Source organism: Lysinibacillus sp. NPDC058147 (genome assembly GCF_042884205.1).
Lineage (GTDB): Bacteria > Bacillota > Bacilli > Bacillales_A > Planococcaceae > Lysinibacillus.
The window spans coordinates 102,979-122,540 of record NZ_JBHVUJ010000005.1 but is presented as its reverse complement, the minus strand read 5'-3'; the positions used below and the strand labels follow the sequence as shown (position 1 = coordinate 122,540).

The window sequence follows — 19,562 nt, the reverse complement described above, 5'->3', positions numbered from 1 at the left end:
CTCCTTTAAATCATGGAATGTGCCTCTTCCAGACAGTAGACATTTTTATTTAACGCATTTTTTCAAACGTTTCACAAGATCGATAATACGATCGCTCTTCATACGATAGCTTACCGGATTGGCAATTAATCGTGATGATACGTCTGTAATAAATTCATACTCCACTAAGCCATTTTCTTTCAGCGTCCGGCCTGTTGAAACAATATCAACAATTCGATCTGCTAAGTCAATCATGGGCGCCAGTTCAATCGATCCATTTAGCTCAATAATTTCAACCTGCTCTCCAATACCCTTGTAATATTTCATTGCAATATTAGGATATTTTGTCGCTATTCTCGGTGCAATTTCATTCATCGTTGTATTAGGTAAGCCTGCTGATGCGATATAACAAGTACTTATTTTTAAATCCAGTAATTCATGCACTTCTCGTTGCTGTTCTAACAAAACATCTTTACCTGCAATACCAATATCCGCTACACCGTGCTCAACATAAACAGGAACATCCATTGGTTTTGCTAATATAAAACGAATTTTCTCTTCTGGAATTTCAAGCATTAATTTACGGGACATTTCAACTTCTTCTGGTAAATTAAAGCCAGCTTCTAAAAGCATCTGATATGCCTCGTCAAAAATGCGTCCCTTCGGCATAGCAATCGTTAATTCATTCACCGTCAACGTCCTCCTGTCCCACCACAACTACTTCTGTAAAATGTGCTAAAAATGCTGCTTCATCGACAAGGCCGCTTCTTAACTGTAAGGTAACCTGTTTACCGGCTACTCGTAGCGTCTGTACCTTTGCAAGAGCCGCTTCAAATTGCTTTTCCTCAAATAGCACAACTGTAGCTTCTCGTCGTTCATCAGATTGCGCATCAATCGTTTCTAATAGGCGATCAACGCGAATACTAAAACCTGTAGCGCCTACTTTTGAGCCAAATACCTCCAGCAATCCGTCATAGCGTCCCCCATTGCCTAATGGAAAACCACTGCCGGTTGCAAATACTTCAAATAACATGCCTGTGTAATAGCTCATGTGACTAGAAAGTGTAAAATCAAAGGCTACATAATCCGCTAAGTTTGCCATTTCAAGTAGCTTAGCGAGCTGTTGCATATATTCTAATGCGTCATTTTTCCGCACATATTTTTCAATATCTTGAATTTCTTTTAAATGTATTGCTTCTTCAATAAATTGCAATAATGCATCGGATTTTGTTTTAGGTAAATCAAATGATTCTACCGCTTCTTCAAACCCTACGTAATTGCGTTGTACAAGTAGCGTCCGAAGTATATTTTGTTGTTCAACGCTTTCTGTATAATCTTGTAAAATACAATTTAATATACCTGCATGACCGATCGTCACTTTAAATTCCGTTAATCCAAATTGCTTTAATAACTCCATTGCTGTAACAATAACCTCAGCATCCGCAAAAACAGAATTGTCTCCAATTAACTCAATCCCCATCTGATCAAATTCTGCTGGACGTCCACCTTCCGCTTCCTGTGCGCGAAAGACACTAGCAAAATAAGCAAGGCGTAAGGGAATCATCTCTTTTAATAATTTTGATGTTGCTACACGTGCAATCGGTGTTGTCATATCAGGTCGTAGTACTAACGTGTTGCCCTGGCCATCTACTAATTTAAATAATTGTGCGTTGGCTATCGCTGATGCTTTACCGACTGTATCAAAATACTCTACTGCGGGCGTTTTTATAAATTCATAGCCTCTTTTGCATAAAAAATCTCGCCCTGTATTTCTTACAGCCTCTACCTTTTCAAAAATTTGCGGAAATGTATCGCGCATTCCTAGTGGTTTCTCAAACATTTTAATCGACGACATTTTGACACTTCCTAACGTTTCACTTTAACTCACTAGAGTATTAGAGAATTAGATTATGAAAGAATTCTAACTTATTTATCCCATTCAGTCAATGCAACTTTGTTTAAATTATCAAATAATTTAAACACTGATTATTCTGTTAATTATACTCGAAAATAAATAAATTGAAACTTTATTCAGTAGAGCCCTCCTTACCTTTAGACAAAAGGTAGATGTCGATAAAATTCAGAAGTTGGGTGATAAAACGTGAAAGTTAGTCGATAAATTTCAAAAGTTGGGCAATAATTCATGAAAGTGTTCCGATAAAATTCAGAAGTTGGGTGACATTTTGTTAAATCGTATGCGTGTTAATCCTCATTTTGTCGGAGAGTCATTTCATTGTTACAATAGTTTTCCAATAAAAAAACACTGTGCATATTAAAGCTTGCACAGTGTAGATTTTATTATTTTTTCGGTGTGCACCATTCCACTACTTCATTGCGTTTGCGCTCCGCCATTTGTTCAGCGGTATAAATAATTTGCATAGGATTACCGCCAGCTAGACAGCCAGCTGGCACATCTTTATGGACAAGGGTTGCAGCTGACACAATCGCACCGTCACCTATCGTTACGCCTGGTAGTATCGTTGAATTGGCACCAACCATCACTTCGTTACCAATACGAACATCTCCCAGACGATATTCCTCTATTAAATATTCATGCGCTAAAATAGTCGTATTGAAGCCTATAACGGTATTGTCACCGATATGAATACGTTCCGGAAACATTGTATCTGGCATGACCATTAAAGCTAAGGAAGTTTGTTCACCAATTTCCATTTTTAATAAAGTTCGATACAACCAGTTTTTCACACGTAAAAATGGTGTGAAGCGTCCAATTTGAATGACAATGAAACACTTCATCACCTTCCAAAAGGACACCGTATCATAAATATTCCAAAGCGAGTTTGCTCCTTCGACACGGTAGCGTTCTGTTTTACGTGCCATTTACTTACCCCGCTTTCACAATTTCAAATAAATCCGTCATATGATGCAACATATATTCCGGCTTGAATTGCTGTAAGTATTCCTCACCTTTAAAAGCCCATGCTACACCAGCCGCTCTAACCCCAGCGTTGTGCCCTGCCTCAATATCGTGAGAATTGTCGCCAATCATAATCGCTTCTTCCTTGTTTACACCAAGGCGTTCAAGAGCAAGCAAAACTGGTTCTGGGTCAGGCTTTACATTTTTCACATCATCCGTGCCAATACGGATATCAAATAAATGACTTGCACCTAGTACAGATAGACCACGGTCAATCATCCCATTACGCTTTGTAGACACGATCGCTAATTTGATACCCATAGCCTTTAATTGCTCTAAAGTTGATACAACATCAGGATATTGAGTGACAAGCTCATCGTGATGTAATTCATTATATTCACGATATTTTGCAACCATTGCATCCTCTTCACCAGGAGCAATGTCAGTAAATGTCTGTTTTAAGGACGGTCCGAGGAATTTCAGGCAATCTTTTGGCGAATATTGCCCGGGAAATCGCTCGTTTAAAACGTGCATAAATGTTTGAATGATTAAATCATTTGTATTGAGTAATGTACCATCAAAATCAAATAGTAATGCCTTTACAGTCATGCTTTGCACCCCTTATTTATTATCTAAATACTTTACTGCAGGTTTTACTTTTATACGTCGGTAAATAATTGCACCAAGCCCTACTACGATACCTATGATCGAAACAACCTGAGCTGAGCGTAAATTCCCTACTAAATAAAGGCTATCAGTTCGCATGCCTTCTATAAAGAAGCGACCGATTGAATACCAAATTAAATAGCTGAAGAATATTTCACCACGATTTAAATTTACTTTGCGTAAAACTAATAAAATAATTAGCCCAATAAAGTTCCAAACGGATTCATATAAAAAAGTAGGATGTACGTATGTCCCTAATTCTTCTACATACATTTGATTAATAATCCAGTCCGGCAGCATTAGATGTTCTAAAAATGTACGTGATACAGGACCACCATAAGCTTCCTGGTTCATAAAATTGCCCCATCGGCCAATTATTTGTCCAATTAAAATACTCGGTGCCGCAATATCCGCTACTTGTAAAAAGCTAATATTTCTTCTACGAGTGAATATGTAAGCTGTCAAAAATGCACCAATAAGAGCACCGTGAATAGCGATACCACCATTCCAAATCTCAATAATCTTCCCAGGATTTTCACTATAATAATCCCAACGCATCGTAACATAGTAAATACGTGCACAAATTATGGATATAGGAACAGCCCATAGTAATAAATCCGCAAGAAAGTCCTCTGGTAATCCTCTCTTAACAGCCTCTCTTTGTCCAACAATATAAGCTAAAATAATACCCGATACGATTAGTAACCCATACCAACGAACAGGGATAGGCCCTAAATGGAAAGCGATCGGATTAATTTGTAATAATACTAAGTCCATCTTATGCTCCTCTCTTAATCAATTCATTGCATTTGCAATGAATTCTAATCAGAACGATTAGTCGTCCAATTCATCTGTCGATGAGATTACCTCATCTAATCGTCTAGAAAACTCCTCTGCTGCATTAACACCCATCTTTTTCAAACGATAATTCATTGCTGCTACTTCAATAATAACAGACACGTTACGTCCAGGTCTTACAGGAATCGTTAACTTTGTTAATTCCGTATCAATGATTTTCATTTTTTCTTCCTCTAAACCTAGACGATCATATACTTTTTCTGGATCCCATATTTCTAATTCGATCACTAATGTTATACGTTTGTACGGTCGTACCGCACTTGCTCCAAAGAGTGTCATAATATCGATAATACCAATACCTCGAATTTCGAGTAAATGTTCTAAAAGAGGAGGTGGGCTTCCAATTAAAAAATTCTCTGATTCCTGACGGATCTCCACACAATCATCAGCTACTAACCGGTGCCCCTTCTTAACAAGCTCAAGTGCTGTTTCACTTTTCCCTACACCACTTTTTCCGATAATTAGAACACCGATGCCATATACATCAACTAAAACTCCATGAGCAGCAGTCATTGGTGCTAAGCGACCTTCTAAATAGTTTGTTAACCTACTCGAAAATTTCGTTGTTGTCATATGTGTTTTAAATACAGGTACATGTTTTTCATTGGACGCTTGAATAAGTTCCTTAGGTACCTCTAAATCACGAGAAATAATAATAGCTGGTGTATCCTGCGAACACAGTAGACGCATGCGCTCCAGTTTCACATTTGCAGGTAGCATTTCAAAAAAAGAAAGTTCTGTTTTTCCAAGCAATTGTACTCGATTTGCTGGATAATGCGTAAAATACCCCGCCATCTCGAGCCCTGGTCTTGAAATATCACTAGTAACAATCGTTCTTCCTATTCCTTCCTCACCAGCTAATAGTTCTAACTTAAATTTCTCCATAACGTCTCTTGTTAATACTACGACCAATGTTAAGTAGCCTCCATTCAAAGGAATTGAATATGTTTTGTCCTGCGTTAACTAGCAATCAGCATAATGATTGCAGTTTCACCTTATTTTAGCATGTCTATGTATAAAAGAAATGTATTTACACTCTGTCTGCACTGACTAAAAATTCTATAAAATATAAAAAACTAGCGGTTCTCCAGCCCGCTAGTTTCATTTCGTTTTATTTTTGAGTAGCTAACCATTTGGCAACTGCTTCTGCATCTGCACCTTTAACAATACCAGGAGGCATTGCACCCTTACCATTTTCAATAACATTTAAAATTTCTTTTTCTGATAAACGAGCGCCTACATCGCTAATTTTTGGTGCACTTCCTTGGCCTTGTAGCTCACCACCATGGCAAGTAATACAAGATTTCATAGCAATTGTCTCGCCATCTGGAGCAGTTGTTTTAGTACCTTCAGTTGTTGATGTTTTACCTCCGCCACAAGCAGCTAAGAAGATTGCTGAACCAATCGCTAATGTTAACATTGCCTTTTTCATTAGGGCCCCTCCTAAAGTAAATAAGTATCTTTCCCCGACATTATACCAAAATTATGCACGTTTGAAACCTTCTCCTAACACCTCATATGCATCAGAAACGATCACAAACGCTGATGGGTCAACGTTTTTAATGAGTTGTTTCAGCTTTGTGAATTCGGTTTGATAAACAACAACCATCAGTACTGGCCGTGCTTCCCCTGTATAGCCACCTATTGCGGGCAACTTTGTCACTCCTCGATTGATCTCGGCATAAATGGCATCACGCACTTCATCTTGTTTCATCGTAATAATGTAAACCATTTTAGACTGACTAAAGCCTAGCTGAATAATATCAATCGTTTTTGTAGTGACATACAGACCAATCAGGGCATATAAACCTTTTTCCAAGTCAAAAACAATTGCTGCACTAATTGCGATAATCCCATCAATTAAAAGTACACTTGTACCAAGCGATATTCCGGTATACTTTGTAATAATTTGCGCCAGTAAATCAGTGCCACCAGTAGAAGCATTCCCCTTAAAGACAAGTCCTATTCCTAAACCGACAACAATTCCCCCAAAAAGCGCACCGAGTAAAGGATTATCTGTCCAAGGCCCCCAACTGTTCGTTAGTAATACAATAAACGGTAATGTTATCGTTCCAATAAACGATTTGATTCCAAATTTTTTCCCAAGAAATAATACACCCGCTATAAATAATGGAATATTGAATGCATATTGTACAAAACCAGGATTCCAACCAAATAAACCGTGTAAAATTGTACTGATCCCGCTTACCCCACCAGAAGCTACTTGATTTGGTAGTAAAAATACATTGAAGCCAATAGCAATTATTGCAGCTCCTACTATAACGTACACATACTCCATAACGCTTTCCCGTACATCATGAATTTGATTCATTTCCCCCACGCCCACTTCAACTATCAGAATTTTTTAAAGACGAGATGATTATAGCAAATAGTCTTCGCATTGAGAACTTCGTCTTGATGAAGGGAATATGTATTTTTATAATTTGCATTATGAATTACACTTATGACAATTAATTTGAAAACACAAAAAAATAAGCTACCTTAAAGAGCAAATTTTTAGATAGCTTATTTCTTATTCTCTAGTTCATTACTGGAATTTGCAGATGACATTTATTGTCGTGTAGATTAGTTGATTGGAGTGAGGACTGGGCGATTCCTATTGGCCCTTGTTTTTATAAAGATTTTTCTGCCCACTCCATTGCTTCATTATATAAAAGATCAATATTTGTGAAATTCATATTGAGCTGTGGAGCTAATTCTTCTAAAGTAGACCAATCTAACTTAGCTAATGCAATACTGAAATCCAGATAAGGTGTCATTTCAGTTTGATTACCTAAAATCGTTTCTGTTATGTCTTCTGAAAAAGGTAGCTGCTGTAAAATTACAGTCAGAGGCCTTTGCAACAAAGTGTCTATCAATGAAAACATCCCAACTAAAAAATATTCAGAGAAGTTTTTCTTATAGGATAGTTTGGCTAATTTCTCACATACTTTTGCTCTAAATAATGATGTACGCATAACTTCTTTAAAAAGATCATTATCAGCATTCATATCTATTTCTCGCATCGCTAATAAATAAATCCACTTTCGTAAATTTGGAACACCGAGTAATATAATCGCTTGTTTGATCGAACGAACCTTGGATTTAGAACGCATCTCTGAATTATTAATCATTTGCAATAATTTATACGTTAATGAAATATCACGCTCAATATTATCAGCTAATAACTGTATATTCGGTTCCTCTTCTTTTAATAGCGTAATAATATATAAATATTGAATAGTATTAGCAGGTATATCGGTTGTTGCAATGATTTGAGGTTGTTCAAAAAAATAGCCTTGAAATAATTCATAGCCAGAGTGCTTTGCTACTTCAAATTGATTTCGTGTCTCGACCTTCTCAGCTAGTAATTTTATGTGAGGGAAATTTTCTTTCACTTTGTTTTCAATTTCCATTCGCTCAAGTAATGGTGACAATAAAAAATCAACTTTTATATAATCGATATAAGGAAATAACTCATCATAAACTTGTACCTTATCATCCAAAATAAAATCATCTAATGCAATTTTAAACCCATATGATTTCAGCTCAATGACTCTCTCTACTAACTGAGATGTAATAGGGACATCTTCTAAAATCTCAATAACAACTTGCGATGGATTTAAGTATTCATTTAAGTGACTCATAAGCAAGTTTTCTGTAAAATTAACAAAACTAGGTTTACCTTTTGTTACCTCTTCGATGCCAATTGAAAGAAATGAGTTTACTAGTACATCGATAGTTGCAGCATCTGAGTCGACCATCGGAAAAGCATTCACATTTTTACTACGATATAATAATTCATACGCAACGACTTGTTCATGAAGGTTAAAAATAGGCTGTCTGCCGATAAATACTTCCATTTTGTCTCCCCCCATTTCTCCATTTATTAGTAATATTATTATAGCATTTTTCAGTATTATCTGCTTATCATTCAAGTAACTGTCTAAAAGTCGTCTAACATGAATTAACATCATATACAATAAAACAAATCATCACATAGCATGGTGAATTTTCGTTCCAGCTAAAGAAGTCCGATGATCCACTATGACGGTATCCCCAAAAAGTCGACTTGTCTTCATACCAATCGACATATCCTCATTACTGAGCCTCCAAAATTGTTACCTTAAATTCCTAATTACTTATCTAAATTATTTATTCCATTTTCCGACCTATCATTTTCAAATTCACTCAATCCTTCCTTATTTGCCTTGCTTCCGTGAGTATTTCCTCTGCTTCCGTGAGTATTTCCTCTGCTTCCGCGGGTATTTCCTCTGCTTCCGCGGGTATTTCCTCTGCTTCCGCGGGTATTTTCTCTGCCTCCGCGGGTATTGCTTTGCTTCGCGGGTGTTCGCTCTGCTTCTGCGGGTAAGTAGGTTTGTAAGAAATTCTCTTTTTATATTGACATTTACCAATTTCCAATCTATAGTACATTACAACACTAATGCACTATGTTACATAGAAATGAAAGGGGGTTTTTCGATGCACGTTCATCTAGATGGTGCAGCACCGATTTATATTCAAATTGCTGAATGGTTACAGCACGAAATTATTGCCGATCGATTACAGGCCGACGAGAAGGTCTATTCTCAATATCAGCTAGCTGAATTATTCAATATAAACCCTGCTACTGCTGGTAAAGGGCTGACTATTTTACTTGAAGAGCAACTTTTATATAAAAAACGGGGGTTAGGTATGTTTGTCGCTACGGATGCAAAGGAACGAATTTTAATAAAACGTCGAAACGAAATACTAACGAAAATGGCACAGGAGATTGTATTAGAGGCAAAGCGTTTACTTGTATCTGATGAAGAATTGTTGGTGCTCATTCGAAAAACACAGGAGGGATTGGAATGAATATTATTCAATGTGAGGAGTTATCTAAAAGCTTTGGACGTCGTCATGCACTACAGCGCGTAACCTGCGCTATTGATGCAGAGAAAATTATCGGTATTATTGGTCGCAATGGTGCTGGTAAGTCGACATTACTTAATATTTTTGCAGGCTATATTAAGCCTACAACTGGGTCATGCAAAGTGTTTAATGAAAATCCCTTTAATAATATTCAAACTGCTGCAAATATGATTTTTATCGATGATCGATTAAGCTTCTCTGATTACTTGTCGCTCGAAGATATTCTCAAGATGGGCGCCGATTTTTACCCTAATTGGCAAAATGAATTAGCTTATCGCATGCTCGATTATGCAGGGATAGATCTCACAGCAAAGCATCAGCAACTATCTAAGGGGCAATTAGCAACCTTTAACCTTGTTTACGGATTAGTAAGTCGCTGTGCACTAACTATTTTAGACGAACCGATGAATGGTATGGACGAAGTTATTCGTACAGATTTTTACAGGGCGATTTTAAAAGAATACCTGGCCTTTCCACGAACATTTTTAATTACTAGTCACCATTTACAAGAGATGGAATCTATTTTAGAAGAAATATTATTGATAGATGAGGGCTCTGTCATTGCTCACGCACCATTGGATGAATTTAAGGAACAGCTCATATCACTTCGCGGACCAAGTGATGCACTTGCAGATCTGCTCTCTGAAACGGAAGTTTACGCTCAAAAAATTGTGACAGGAATGACCACGGTAATAGTAGATACTAGCAAACTGTTTATCTCAGAAGAAATTCTCCGAACAAAAGGCATTACGGTATCCTCCCTTACCGCAAGTGAAGTGTGCAAGTATTTAACAAGTAAAAAAGGAAGTGATATTGATGCAATCTTTGACTAATATTTCACTGAAAACGATTGTAAAAAAACAGGTGAAGTGGAAAGCAAAATTATATATTTCTGCCCTTAGCTCCTTAGTTATTGTACAAATCATTTTTGCAGTTTTAACATATGGCTCCGGAAATGCGTCTTCTGGTCATGGGCGAGAAAATTTAGATGTTCGGTTTTCTATTTACTCACTCGATATGTTTCTTATAGTTACAGCTATATGGGCATTTATTATAGCGATACTCTTTACAACAAAAGCATATCGTATTGATGATTTATCCGTTATTTCCAGTCGTACATCTAGCGCTATTGCAAATATATTAGTCATGATTATTTATAGTTTTATTGCAGTCATCATTATGATTTCGACTTATTATTTACAAGTAGTAATAGGAAATTCTTTAGTGGAAAAGAAATCTTTTGTTATTGAAAATCTATTTATTTCACCCTCAACATTACTATTATGTTTCAGTAGTATCTGTTTATTAGGCGCAATCGGCTTACTGTTAGGCACCTGCTTCAAGGGGCCAGGAATGGTAAAAATATTTGTATTTACTTTTATACTGTTTTGCTTAATTTATATGTTACTAGCGTCTATTAACCTTAGTCCGCTACTAATGTTATCCAATCTTATGATTAGTGTTATTTATTTGCTTGTGGCTCTACTGTGCTTTATCCTCACTATTTGGATTGCTAATAAATCGGAGGTGTCTCGCAAATGATTGCGACATTTTTCTTATTTTTTATTCCACTACTGCTCGTAGCGGTTATTTTTCTACTACTAAATAAATTAGGTAAAAAAACTAAAAAAATTTGGACATCTAAGCGTATTATGATTGGCATTACTAGTTACATCGCACTTGGGCTTACTGCCTTCCTATATATTAGCTTTTTTTCAGAATCAACAATACCAGTACTCTCTCCTTCTGAAATTAAACAAGTTGAGAAAAAGTTTGATCAAATCAAGAAATATGATCAAGAATACAATTCTGCCTATTTAATTGAGGACTACAAAAAGAAAACATGGGAAATTAACGTTGAAGGAAATAAATTACCTGTTGTTATAAATGATGACAATTATTCAAGTTTGAAAATTCGACAACGTTATAATGACACTATTGAATCAGGGAAAGCACTTGTTACCTATTATCAATTTCCTTTCATTTTAGAAGGTATTGATCTTTCAGACGAAGTACCATTACCTAACGTATACGTGGAACAAAACCAGCTATTTATTGGATCTTTACCAAAACAAGTAAATTATTTTCGTATAAATGCAACATTAGGTATTTTAGATATGAATCGTGAGATAGAACGTGAACAATATGAAACGGACTATTCTTATTCAAATGTCATAGTTATCGATATACCACGAAGTACGGTTCTGGAAGATTCCCAAGGTCTTGTTCAATATATAGAGTAGTAAAGAATAGATTACTACCATTAATCAGGAATGACCTTCATAAAGCGTATTAAGTTGATTAGTGTAGAGGCTGATTGACTCTCTAAGCGCAAGGTTGGAGTAAAAAAACAAGGACAGTCCTCAGTGATTTTTTATCACATTTAGACTGTCCTTTTTTATTTTCTACTTGTTTTTGATTTAAGAGCACCAATAACAGCTGGTACAACTGAAATCAAGATAATTAATATAAGAACCGTTGAGAAGTTATTTTTAATTATAGGAATATTACCAAAGAAATAACCTAGTAATGTACAGCTGAGTACCCATAACACTGCCCCTACAACATTATACATAATGAAGTAGCCATACTTCATTTTACTAGCCCCTGCAACAAATGGTATGAATGTACGGATGAAAGGCATAAAACGTGCGATGACAATTGTTTTTCCACCGTGTTTATTAAAGAACTTTTCTGCTGCTTCCATACGCTCTTTTTTTACGACTCTTCCAAGGAAGCTCTTTGGTGGAATGGATGTCCCCACTTTATGACCGATATGATAGTTCATCGTATCCCCTAAAATTGCAGCCGCTAAAAACACGGGAATTAATATCCACATATTAAATGCGCCCATTGCTGCTGCTAATGTACCACTTGCAAAAAGCAACGAATCACCTGGCAAGAATGGGAAAATTACAACACCTGTTTCAACAAAAACAATTGCAAATAGAACGAAATAACTCAAATTACCAAATTTATGAATGATCTCCTCTAAATGCACGTCAATATGCATAATAAAACTAATTAACTCCTTGATGAGTTCTATCATTTTTCCGTATGCTCTCTTTCGATTAAATTTTCTAAAGGCTTTGACGTAGCTAGACACCAAAGGGTTCCATTCTTGTTTACTATCTGTAGTGTCACTTCTCCCTCACTATATGACAAGCCTTTAAAAAGTATGTAGATTTCACAAGTTTGATTTTATCACTTACAGACATACACACTCAACTTATTTAAATAAGTTGCCACGCTTTTTTACATTGTTGTAATATTTACCTAAGATGAAAACGTTTGTGTGACTAACACCCTGGTGCTGACGCTGCGCTTTCGCACAAAAATTGTTGCCCCTAATCATTTGAACTTGTACGGGCAGTTGATCTCCCACTTATATTTATTCTTTCTCTTAATTCTTGAAGGGCGAATCTATTATACGGAATAAAAAAAGCTACTATTTTTCAATAGTAGCTGCTGTTTCTTATACTTTTTCTTTTAATGTACGACGCAAAATTTTTCCTGTCGTATTTTTCGGTAATTCATCGATAATCTCAATTACTTTAGGAACCTTGTATTTCACCATATGCTTTGCACAGTATGCGAGAAGGTCTTCTGTTGAAGTTGCTTCTGCATCTTTTAAGACAACATATGCATGAACTGCCTCGCCTAAGTTAGGGTCTGGGAAACCTACAACTGCCGCTTCAACGATATTATTATGAGCAAAGAGTACTTCTTCGACCTCTCTTGGATAGACATTAAATCCGCCTACAATAATCATATCTTTTTTACGATCAACGATGTAGAAGTACCCTTCTTCGTCAACTCTAGCTAGATCTCCTGTGTATAACCAGCCATCACGTATAGCCATCGCTGTTTCTTCAGGTAATTTATAATAGCCCTTCATAACGTTAGGTCCTCGTACAATTAGCTCCCCTACTTCGCCAACGGGTACTTCTTGACCATTAACATCCACCACCTTATTCTCAACATTGGAAATGGATGTCCCAATAGAACCTGCCTTACGCTCACGATCCAATGGGTTGAAGCACGTTACTGGTGAAGCTTCCGATAAGCCAAAGCCCTCTGAAACACGCACATTAAATTTCTTCTCGAAATTATGTAATAATGCTACCGGTAAAGACGCGCCACCTGAAATCGCTAAACGTATTGTTGAGAAATCTTCAGGGTTGCTTTCAGGTAATTGATACAAGAAGTTATACATAGTTGGCACACCAGCGAAGACTGTTGCCTTTTGTTCCTTCGTTAATTTAAAGATTTCAGTTGGACTAAAACGTGCTTCAAGTAAAACCGTTGCTCCACTCAATAATGGGGCATTGACCACGACAGTTAACGCAAATACATGGAAAACTGGTAATGTAGCAATAATACGATCATCTGCTTGATAGCCTAAATAATGCGCAACATCTCGTGCATTTGAATAGATATTTTTATGAGTCAACATTGCACCCTTTGGAGTACCTGTCGTTCCTGAAGTATATAAAATAATTGCATTATCATCTTCATCGACTTCTTCTGGTTGGAAAGAGTCTGATGCACTAGCAATTACTTGTGAAAATAAATGTATTTTTGCCTTTGCCTCTTCGGATAGAGTCGTTACTTTTTCAGCAACATCTGCTGTTGTTTCACAAACAACAAATGTTTTTACTTTTGGAAAAGCATGTACACCCATTTCTACTAATGGTAGAAGTGCATCAAGTGCAATAACAGCTTTTACATCACCATTATGCAAAATATACGAAATTTCATCCGGTGTATAGATTGGATTAATCGGAATTGCCGTTGCCCCTAAACGCATTGTTGCATATAACGCAATTAAATAATGTGGTGTATTGCCGAGTAAAAACGCCACATGGTCCCCTTTTTCTACCCCTAAATCTTGTAACCCCTTTGCAAAGCGACCAACCGTGTGTTCAAACTCACCGTAAGTCGTATCTTTCCCCATAAAATGATACGCAATTTTATCCGGTTGCTCTAATGCTTGTTGACGAACACTTGAAACTAAATTCAATTACACCATCCCCTTATCGTATCAATTTCGCCTTGGCGTAATTGAGGTCCGGATTTTGAATTGTACATGCATAATTCATTCCTTTTAAAATCCGTGACATCCGCCGGAGGCTTTATCTTCATTCAGTAGATGTATGGACATCCCATAAAAAGGAATTACACCCAAATCCATCTCACCACCTCAGAGGTGGGAGTCTACTACTTAACGAAGATAAAATGAATCATTATTCAGTAATATTATATAAGAAATATATCTAAAAGACAACGAGACTTTTTATTTCATGTCGTAAATTACGTCAAATAATTCATTTTTTTCTCTATCGTACATCTTGATTACGAACGAATGTGCGAGATGTATCGCCAACGAATCAAATAAAAATAGACTACTTGTATTAAAACAAAAAAGCCAAAAGCAAAGACAACTTCTTTGACAATGGAAATATTAGCAATATCCTTCAAGATACCTTGAACCATAAGAAAAGCAAAGGCGCTATGCATCATTGCAACACCCCATGGCAAGAAAAACTGCGGGAATAAATGACGATTCACAAGCTTTTTGAGCTCTGTATCTGTTAAGCCCATTCGCTTTAAGACATCGAATTTACGCTTCTCTCTTTCAAGAGAAGTATGCAGTTTAAAGTAAACGAAGCTACCTGCTGCTAATAAAAATACAGTTGCTACTAAGACCCCTACTAATGTGAATAATGAGTAAGTAGCTAATACATAAGAATAATCTAACCCTGCATTTACAAAGAAAAATGGGCTAAATCTATTCTTCTTATAAAAATATTGAGATGCTTTTAACTCTTCTATGTCATTACCAATATCTTTCGTCTCTATCCACTGAGGAATATAGAAGGTAAATAAATGATAGGTTGGCTGAATAACGTCTTTATCGGCAATCGGCTTTCTAAGCTTACTAAAATCTTCATCGCTAATTACTATAGAATTCACACTAACGATAGACCCTGGGAATACTATTTTAGGATATACGCTATCAATTGTTATCGGGATTGAGTTTTCCTCTAATACTGTATGCACAACTTTATCTTTTAGTTTTTTAAGAGAATCTTCCGAGTATGGTATAAACACTGCCTCTCCTGAAGCCAAATCAAGTAATGGGTAACTATAGGAAGAAAGCAATACATTCATATCCGATTCCCTGAAAACTTCAACTTCATTGTGGGTATATGAAGATGTTTGTTTGATGACAACAAAGCGCGATAAATGATAGGACAAACCCTTCTCCTCTAGTTGAATTCGTAAAGAGGCGATATGATTTCGTTCATAAGGATTATCGACATCTCCCTTATAGACAAGCCCTAATGGATTTAAACGATCATATTGTATTGTATATGATGACATTGTTGCTAAAACGCCGACCGATAAAAAGGCCATTGTTGACACCATCGTTACTACAAAAAACATTTTCACATTGTCCATCATAATATGAGTTTGCTCAGCTAACGAAAGAAGGCGATAGCGTTGCCAATGAAATTTACGTTGGCCCCTGGCTTTATCTAAAAAACAAGGTAAAGAATCGCTGAAAAAGTAATATGTTCCAAATGTCGCGAAAAACGGGATTAATAATGTTAAACTAATCCAAGATGTTTTCGATACGATAAATGCTAGTACGTACGCTGATAAAATGAGAGTAATCCCAAATACTGCACGAACTTTAGAATAGGTTGAAACACTATTTAAATAGTCATTTCCCTTAAGAAGATCGCGCAATTTCCTTTCACGTGTAAAATACACACTAATAAAGGAAATGACCACAAAAGCACTTGTGAAGACACCAATCGTTAGTAGAAATGGCTGCCATGAAACATATAAGGGTAAACTATCTAAATGTAAAATTTCTCGAACAATCATGAAAAAGAATTTCGAAAATGAGAAACCAAATATAATCCCAACAAAAATAGAGCCCGATCCAATAATCATTGTCTCCAAAAAGACAAGCTTATTCATCTGGCGTTTTTCCATCCCTAAATGTAATAAAATTGCAAACTCATGTGATCTTGCCTCTAAAAAAGCACTCATCGAATAATATAAAAAGAATAATGTAAAAAGGACGAGTACAATTTCCGCACCAACCATCCCAATTAACGAAGCCTCTCCTAAAATCCCTTGTTCAATATCCGGATGAAACATGAGCATTGAATAGATAAAAAACACAGCCACAGAAAAAAAGCTTGCCATGAAAAAGGCACCGTATATACGGCTGTTCCGTACGACATTACGGTAAGCGAATTGTCGAAAGGTCACCTACTTGTCCTCCTCCTAGTAAGCTCAAAACATTTAATATTCGTTGGAAAAACATTTGACGGCGGTCATCTTTATATATTTCATTGAAAAATTCCCCATCTTTAATAAATAACACGCGATCACAGTAGCTAGCTGCAATTGGATCATGTGTTACCATTACAATCGTTGTTCGTTTTTCCTGATTGATTTTTGTTAAAAGTTCAAGTACATCACGCGAAGAATTCGAATCCAAATTTCCTGTCGGCTCATCTGCTAAAATGAGACTTGGATTATGAATAAGTGCCCGACCAATGGCTGTTCTTTGTGCTTGTCCACCTGATATTTCATTTGGTCGTTTATGCAAGAATGAGGTTAAATCGAGCTTTTCCACAATACTTGCAAGACGCTCCTCCATTACTTCTAATGGCTGTTGGTCTAATGTAAGTGGCAGCACGATATTCTCTTCCACTGTCAGCATATGCAAAAGATTAAAATCCTGAAAAATAAAACCAAGCTGTCTTCTTCTAAAGTAGGCTAGCTCAGTTGCTTTCAACATATGTGGATTCATGCCATCTAAAATGATTTCTCCACTCGTTGGTTCATCAATCGTAGAAATGATATTCAATAATGTTGTTTTTCCACTACCTGATGGACCCATGACTGCTAAAAACTCACCTTCCTCAACGTCAAAGCTTAATTGATTGAGCGCACGATGAGTTACTTTGCCTTCATATACTTTCATCACGTCTTTTATTTGTAAAATAGGCATACCTTGTTCACCTTATTTCTTGATTAATTCCATGGATTCTGGCAAAAGCCACTGCAATACTACCTCAAAGCCAATTTGAAAATGCGGCTCTATTAATGTTTCAGCTGACTGATTACCATCCTCCTCCACTAGACTAAAGCAATGCGAACCAACAATTACATCCCAGGCATCCATTTCACCTTCAATGATTTCTCCACAAATCGTATAATGCCCACTGTACATCACCTGTTCACCTTCTACAGGGAAGGCGTTGAGTAAAGTTGGTTTATGTAAGTCTAGCCCAAGCTTATTCGAAAAATGCATCACTTCTTCATTCAGCAAAAGACTAGCCTTACGAAAATTTTTGCAGGATAAACAATCGCAAATATCGTTATGCGATTCGTATAAGGCTTCTGTTTTTTCTGTTTCTACATTTAAAACCCATTCATCTAAACGTACTTCTGTCATTTCCGATCCCCCTAATTCGTAAATGTCACTGTAACATCAGTTCCTTTTCCAACCTCTGATGTAATGTTTAAATCGTGACCGAGTTTTTCACAGATTTCTTTCGCTAAATATAAGCCCATCCCTGTGGATTCCCCAGTTTTACGCCCATTCTCACCAGTAAAAAAGGCTTTAGTGACACGGGAAAGATCCGATGCTGGAATACCAATTCCTTCATCACAAATGGCTAATTGTACGCAGTCATCCTTTGTAATGGCAGAAATCGATATTTTTTTATTTGCTTCAAAAGTATACTTAACCGCATTCGTTACGAATTGCCCGAGAATAAAGCGAAGCCACTTAGAATCACTTGCTACGATAATGTCATCCTCAATATGAATTTCTGGGAAAACACGTTTCGTAATAAATAAACGTTTATTTTCATTAACAGTTGCAGTCACAATCGTTTTTAAAGCAACCTGCTCTACTTGCATATCCTCTTCAAAATTTTCTAATCGAGCATTCACTAACACCATATCCAAGCCTCTTCGTAAGCGGTCAATTTCCTCCTGCACATTCTTTTTATCAAGGGGACGCTCATCCTGTAATAAGAGCTCAATAACAGAAATTGGTGTTTTCATCTGATGCACCCATTGATTAATAAACTGGTCATGTCGTTTTTGGCCTGCATATAACGATTGAAGCTCATGCTTATAAAGTCGATATAGTTCATGCATATATTTCTCAGCCTGCATCGCCTCAGGTGTTTTAGCATTTTTTTGCAACACATCCTCCATTGTTTTAGGAAGCTGCGATATTTTTAACAAATAGCGTTGGCGCATTAAATAACGGATAAGTAAAAACGAGGCTAACAACACTAAACTAATACAGAAGGAATAAATAGCGGTATCAACATTTCGAAAGCCGTCCAGCCAATATAAGACCATGATGAAGCCCACTAGTAAGAACTGGAATATAATGAACGATGCGTAATCACGCAAAAATAATTTCCAGCCCACTATAACTCACCTGCACTTAAAATAAAGCGATAGCCTGCTCCGCGTACCGTTTCTATAGAAGACGTAATATGATAATCAGCTAGTTTTTTCCGAACTCGTGTCATATTGACATTCAACGTATTCTCATCGACAAATGCCTGATCATCCCAAAGCTCTTCTAACAATTGCTCACGTGTCACAACTTTAGGAGCACTTCCCATTAACAGTTCTAAAATGATACATTCTTTTTTCTGAAGTGGAATCTCTAAATTATTTTTATGAAGTTCCATTCTTTCTAAATGAAGAACAAGCTGTCCTTGTTTAATTGTCCGTTCCTCTTGTCTTGCTGAATATTCGCCATATGTGCGACGCAAGTGACTACGGATTTTAGCCAGTACAATCTCGTAATTAAATGGCTTCGTTATGAAATCGTCGCCCCCATTTTCTAGTGCAAAAATTTGATCCATTTCCCCAGAACGAGCGGAAATGAAAATAATTGGACAAGTTGTATGTTGACGTAGTTGGCGACACCAATAGTAGCCATCGTACGAAGGTAAATTTATATCAAGCAACACCATATGTGGATTAAATGCTGTAAATTCTTCAACGAGATGATCAAATTCTTTGATCGTTTCAACTTCGTATTGATATTTTCTAAGCGTTTCTGCGAGCAATGATGCAATCTTTACATCATCTTCGACAATAAATATTCGATGCTTCTCCATACCAACACTCCTTTCTATCTTATATTGTATCAAAAAAAGGTCCGTCGACATAACTGTCAGCGAACCTTTTGTAGTAAAAGTTA

The 19,562-nt window shown here is 36.6% G+C and carries 20 protein-coding genes; 4 read left to right on the top strand and 16 right to left on the bottom strand.

Annotated elements, in window-relative coordinates; all coding sequences use genetic code 11:
* Nucleotides 1-45: 45 nt before the first annotated feature.
* The 9 genes from hisG to ACFVT8_RS16010 form a co-directional block, all read right to left on the bottom strand.
* Nucleotides 46-669: an ATP phosphoribosyltransferase gene (hisG, locus tag ACFVT8_RS16050; protein WP_370083617.1), complete on the bottom strand. Its 624-nt coding sequence runs from the start codon at nucleotides 667-669 to the stop codon at nucleotides 46-48.
* The gene (locus tag ACFVT8_RS16045; RefSeq protein WP_387083498.1) at nucleotides 662-1,834 is read right to left on the bottom strand and encodes an ATP phosphoribosyltransferase regulatory subunit; all 1,173 of its coding nucleotides are present in this window, start codon (nucleotides 1,832-1,834) and stop codon (nucleotides 662-664) included. Before ACFVT8_RS16045 ends, hisG begins: the two co-directional genes overlap by 8 nt.
* A 443-nt stretch (nucleotides 1,835-2,277) precedes the next feature.
* On the bottom strand, nucleotides 2,278-2,820 hold the full coding sequence (locus tag ACFVT8_RS16040; RefSeq protein ID WP_387083497.1) for an acyltransferase: 543 nt from the start codon (nucleotides 2,818-2,820) through the stop codon (nucleotides 2,278-2,280).
* A gap of 4 nt (nucleotides 2,821-2,824) precedes the next feature.
* A complete protein-coding gene (gene ppaX / locus ACFVT8_RS16035) occupies nucleotides 2,825-3,466 on the bottom strand; it encodes a pyrophosphatase PpaX (RefSeq protein ID WP_387083496.1) in 642 nt (213 codons plus the stop codon).
* A 12-nt stretch (nucleotides 3,467-3,478) separates the two neighbouring features.
* Nucleotides 3,479-4,300, bottom strand: a complete 822-nt coding sequence (gene lgt, locus ACFVT8_RS16030) for a prolipoprotein diacylglyceryl transferase (RefSeq protein ID WP_387083495.1) — start codon at nucleotides 4,298-4,300, stop codon at nucleotides 3,479-3,481.
* Nucleotides 4,301-4,357: 57 nt separating this feature from the next.
* Nucleotides 4,358-5,293, bottom strand: coding sequence for an HPr(Ser) kinase/phosphatase (gene hprK, locus ACFVT8_RS16025; RefSeq protein ID WP_387083494.1), 936 nt, complete (start codon nucleotides 5,291-5,293; stop codon nucleotides 4,358-4,360).
* A gap of 199 nt (nucleotides 5,294-5,492) precedes the next feature.
* The gene (gene cccB / locus ACFVT8_RS16020) at nucleotides 5,493-5,813 is read right to left on the bottom strand and encodes a cytochrome c551 (RefSeq protein ID WP_387083493.1); all 321 of its coding nucleotides are present in this window, start codon (nucleotides 5,811-5,813) and stop codon (nucleotides 5,493-5,495) included.
* 51 nt (nucleotides 5,814-5,864) lie between these two features.
* On the bottom strand, nucleotides 5,865-6,713 hold the full coding sequence (locus ACFVT8_RS16015) for a YitT family protein (RefSeq protein ID WP_387083492.1): 849 nt from the start codon (nucleotides 6,711-6,713) through the stop codon (nucleotides 5,865-5,867).
* Nucleotides 6,714-7,014: 301 nt separating this feature from the next.
* Nucleotides 7,015-8,244 (bottom strand): EAL and HDOD domain-containing protein, encoded by a 1,230-nt coding sequence (locus tag ACFVT8_RS16010; RefSeq protein WP_387083491.1) that lies wholly within the window; start codon nucleotides 8,242-8,244, stop codon nucleotides 7,015-7,017.
* A 619-nt stretch (nucleotides 8,245-8,863) separates the two neighbouring features.
* Between ACFVT8_RS16010 and ACFVT8_RS16005 the strand changes: the two genes are divergently transcribed.
* From ACFVT8_RS16005 to ACFVT8_RS15990, 4 genes are read left to right on the top strand one after another with little or no spacing between them, the layout of a single operon-like run.
* Nucleotides 8,864-9,238: a GntR family transcriptional regulator gene (locus ACFVT8_RS16005; RefSeq protein WP_387083490.1), complete on the top strand. Its 375-nt coding sequence runs from the start codon at nucleotides 8,864-8,866 to the stop codon at nucleotides 9,236-9,238.
* The gene (locus ACFVT8_RS16000; protein ID WP_387083489.1) at nucleotides 9,235-10,128 is read left to right on the top strand and encodes an ATP-binding cassette domain-containing protein; all 894 of its coding nucleotides are present in this window, start codon (nucleotides 9,235-9,237) and stop codon (nucleotides 10,126-10,128) included. Before ACFVT8_RS16005 ends, ACFVT8_RS16000 begins: the two co-directional genes overlap by 4 nt.
* Nucleotides 10,112-10,837, top strand: a complete 726-nt coding sequence (locus ACFVT8_RS15995) for a hypothetical protein (RefSeq protein WP_387083488.1) — start codon at nucleotides 10,112-10,114, stop codon at nucleotides 10,835-10,837. The genes ACFVT8_RS16000 and ACFVT8_RS15995 overlap by 17 nt, the downstream gene beginning before the upstream one ends.
* Nucleotides 10,834-11,538, top strand: a complete 705-nt coding sequence (locus ACFVT8_RS15990; RefSeq protein ID WP_387083487.1) for a hypothetical protein — start codon at nucleotides 10,834-10,836, stop codon at nucleotides 11,536-11,538. The genes ACFVT8_RS15995 and ACFVT8_RS15990 overlap by 4 nt, the downstream gene beginning before the upstream one ends.
* Before the next feature lie 155 nt (nucleotides 11,539-11,693).
* Here the strand turns inward: ACFVT8_RS15990 and ACFVT8_RS15985 are convergent, their stop codons facing one another.
* The 7 genes from ACFVT8_RS15985 to ACFVT8_RS15955 form a co-directional block, all read right to left on the bottom strand.
* A complete protein-coding gene (locus ACFVT8_RS15985; protein ID WP_387083704.1) occupies nucleotides 11,694-12,341 on the bottom strand; it encodes a VTT domain-containing protein in 648 nt (215 codons plus the stop codon).
* Nucleotides 12,342-12,770: 429 nt separating this feature from the next.
* Nucleotides 12,771-14,318, bottom strand: coding sequence for a fatty acid--CoA ligase family protein (locus ACFVT8_RS15980; protein WP_387083486.1), 1,548 nt, complete (start codon nucleotides 14,316-14,318; stop codon nucleotides 12,771-12,773).
* A 332-nt stretch (nucleotides 14,319-14,650) separates the two neighbouring features.
* Nucleotides 14,651-16,585 carry an FtsX-like permease family protein gene (locus ACFVT8_RS15975; protein WP_387083485.1) on the bottom strand — a complete coding sequence of 645 codons (1,935 nt, stop codon included), beginning with the start codon at nucleotides 16,583-16,585 and terminating at the stop codon, nucleotides 14,651-14,653.
* Entirely contained in the window at nucleotides 16,557-17,333 is a 777-nt protein-coding gene (locus ACFVT8_RS15970) for an ABC transporter ATP-binding protein (protein ID WP_387083484.1), read from the bottom strand. The genes ACFVT8_RS15975 and ACFVT8_RS15970 overlap by 29 nt, the downstream gene beginning before the upstream one ends.
* A gap of 12 nt (nucleotides 17,334-17,345) precedes the next feature.
* Nucleotides 17,346-17,780, bottom strand: a complete 435-nt coding sequence (locus tag ACFVT8_RS15965) for a hypothetical protein (protein WP_387083483.1) — start codon at nucleotides 17,778-17,780, stop codon at nucleotides 17,346-17,348.
* Between the two features lie 11 nt (nucleotides 17,781-17,791).
* Nucleotides 17,792-18,775 (bottom strand): sensor histidine kinase, encoded by a 984-nt coding sequence (locus tag ACFVT8_RS15960; RefSeq protein ID WP_387083482.1) that lies wholly within the window; start codon nucleotides 18,773-18,775, stop codon nucleotides 17,792-17,794.
* A complete protein-coding gene (locus tag ACFVT8_RS15955) occupies nucleotides 18,775-19,479 on the bottom strand; it encodes a response regulator transcription factor (RefSeq protein ID WP_387083481.1) in 705 nt (234 codons plus the stop codon). Before ACFVT8_RS15955 ends, ACFVT8_RS15960 begins: the two co-directional genes overlap by 1 nt.
* Nucleotides 19,480-19,562: the final 83 nt, after the last annotated feature.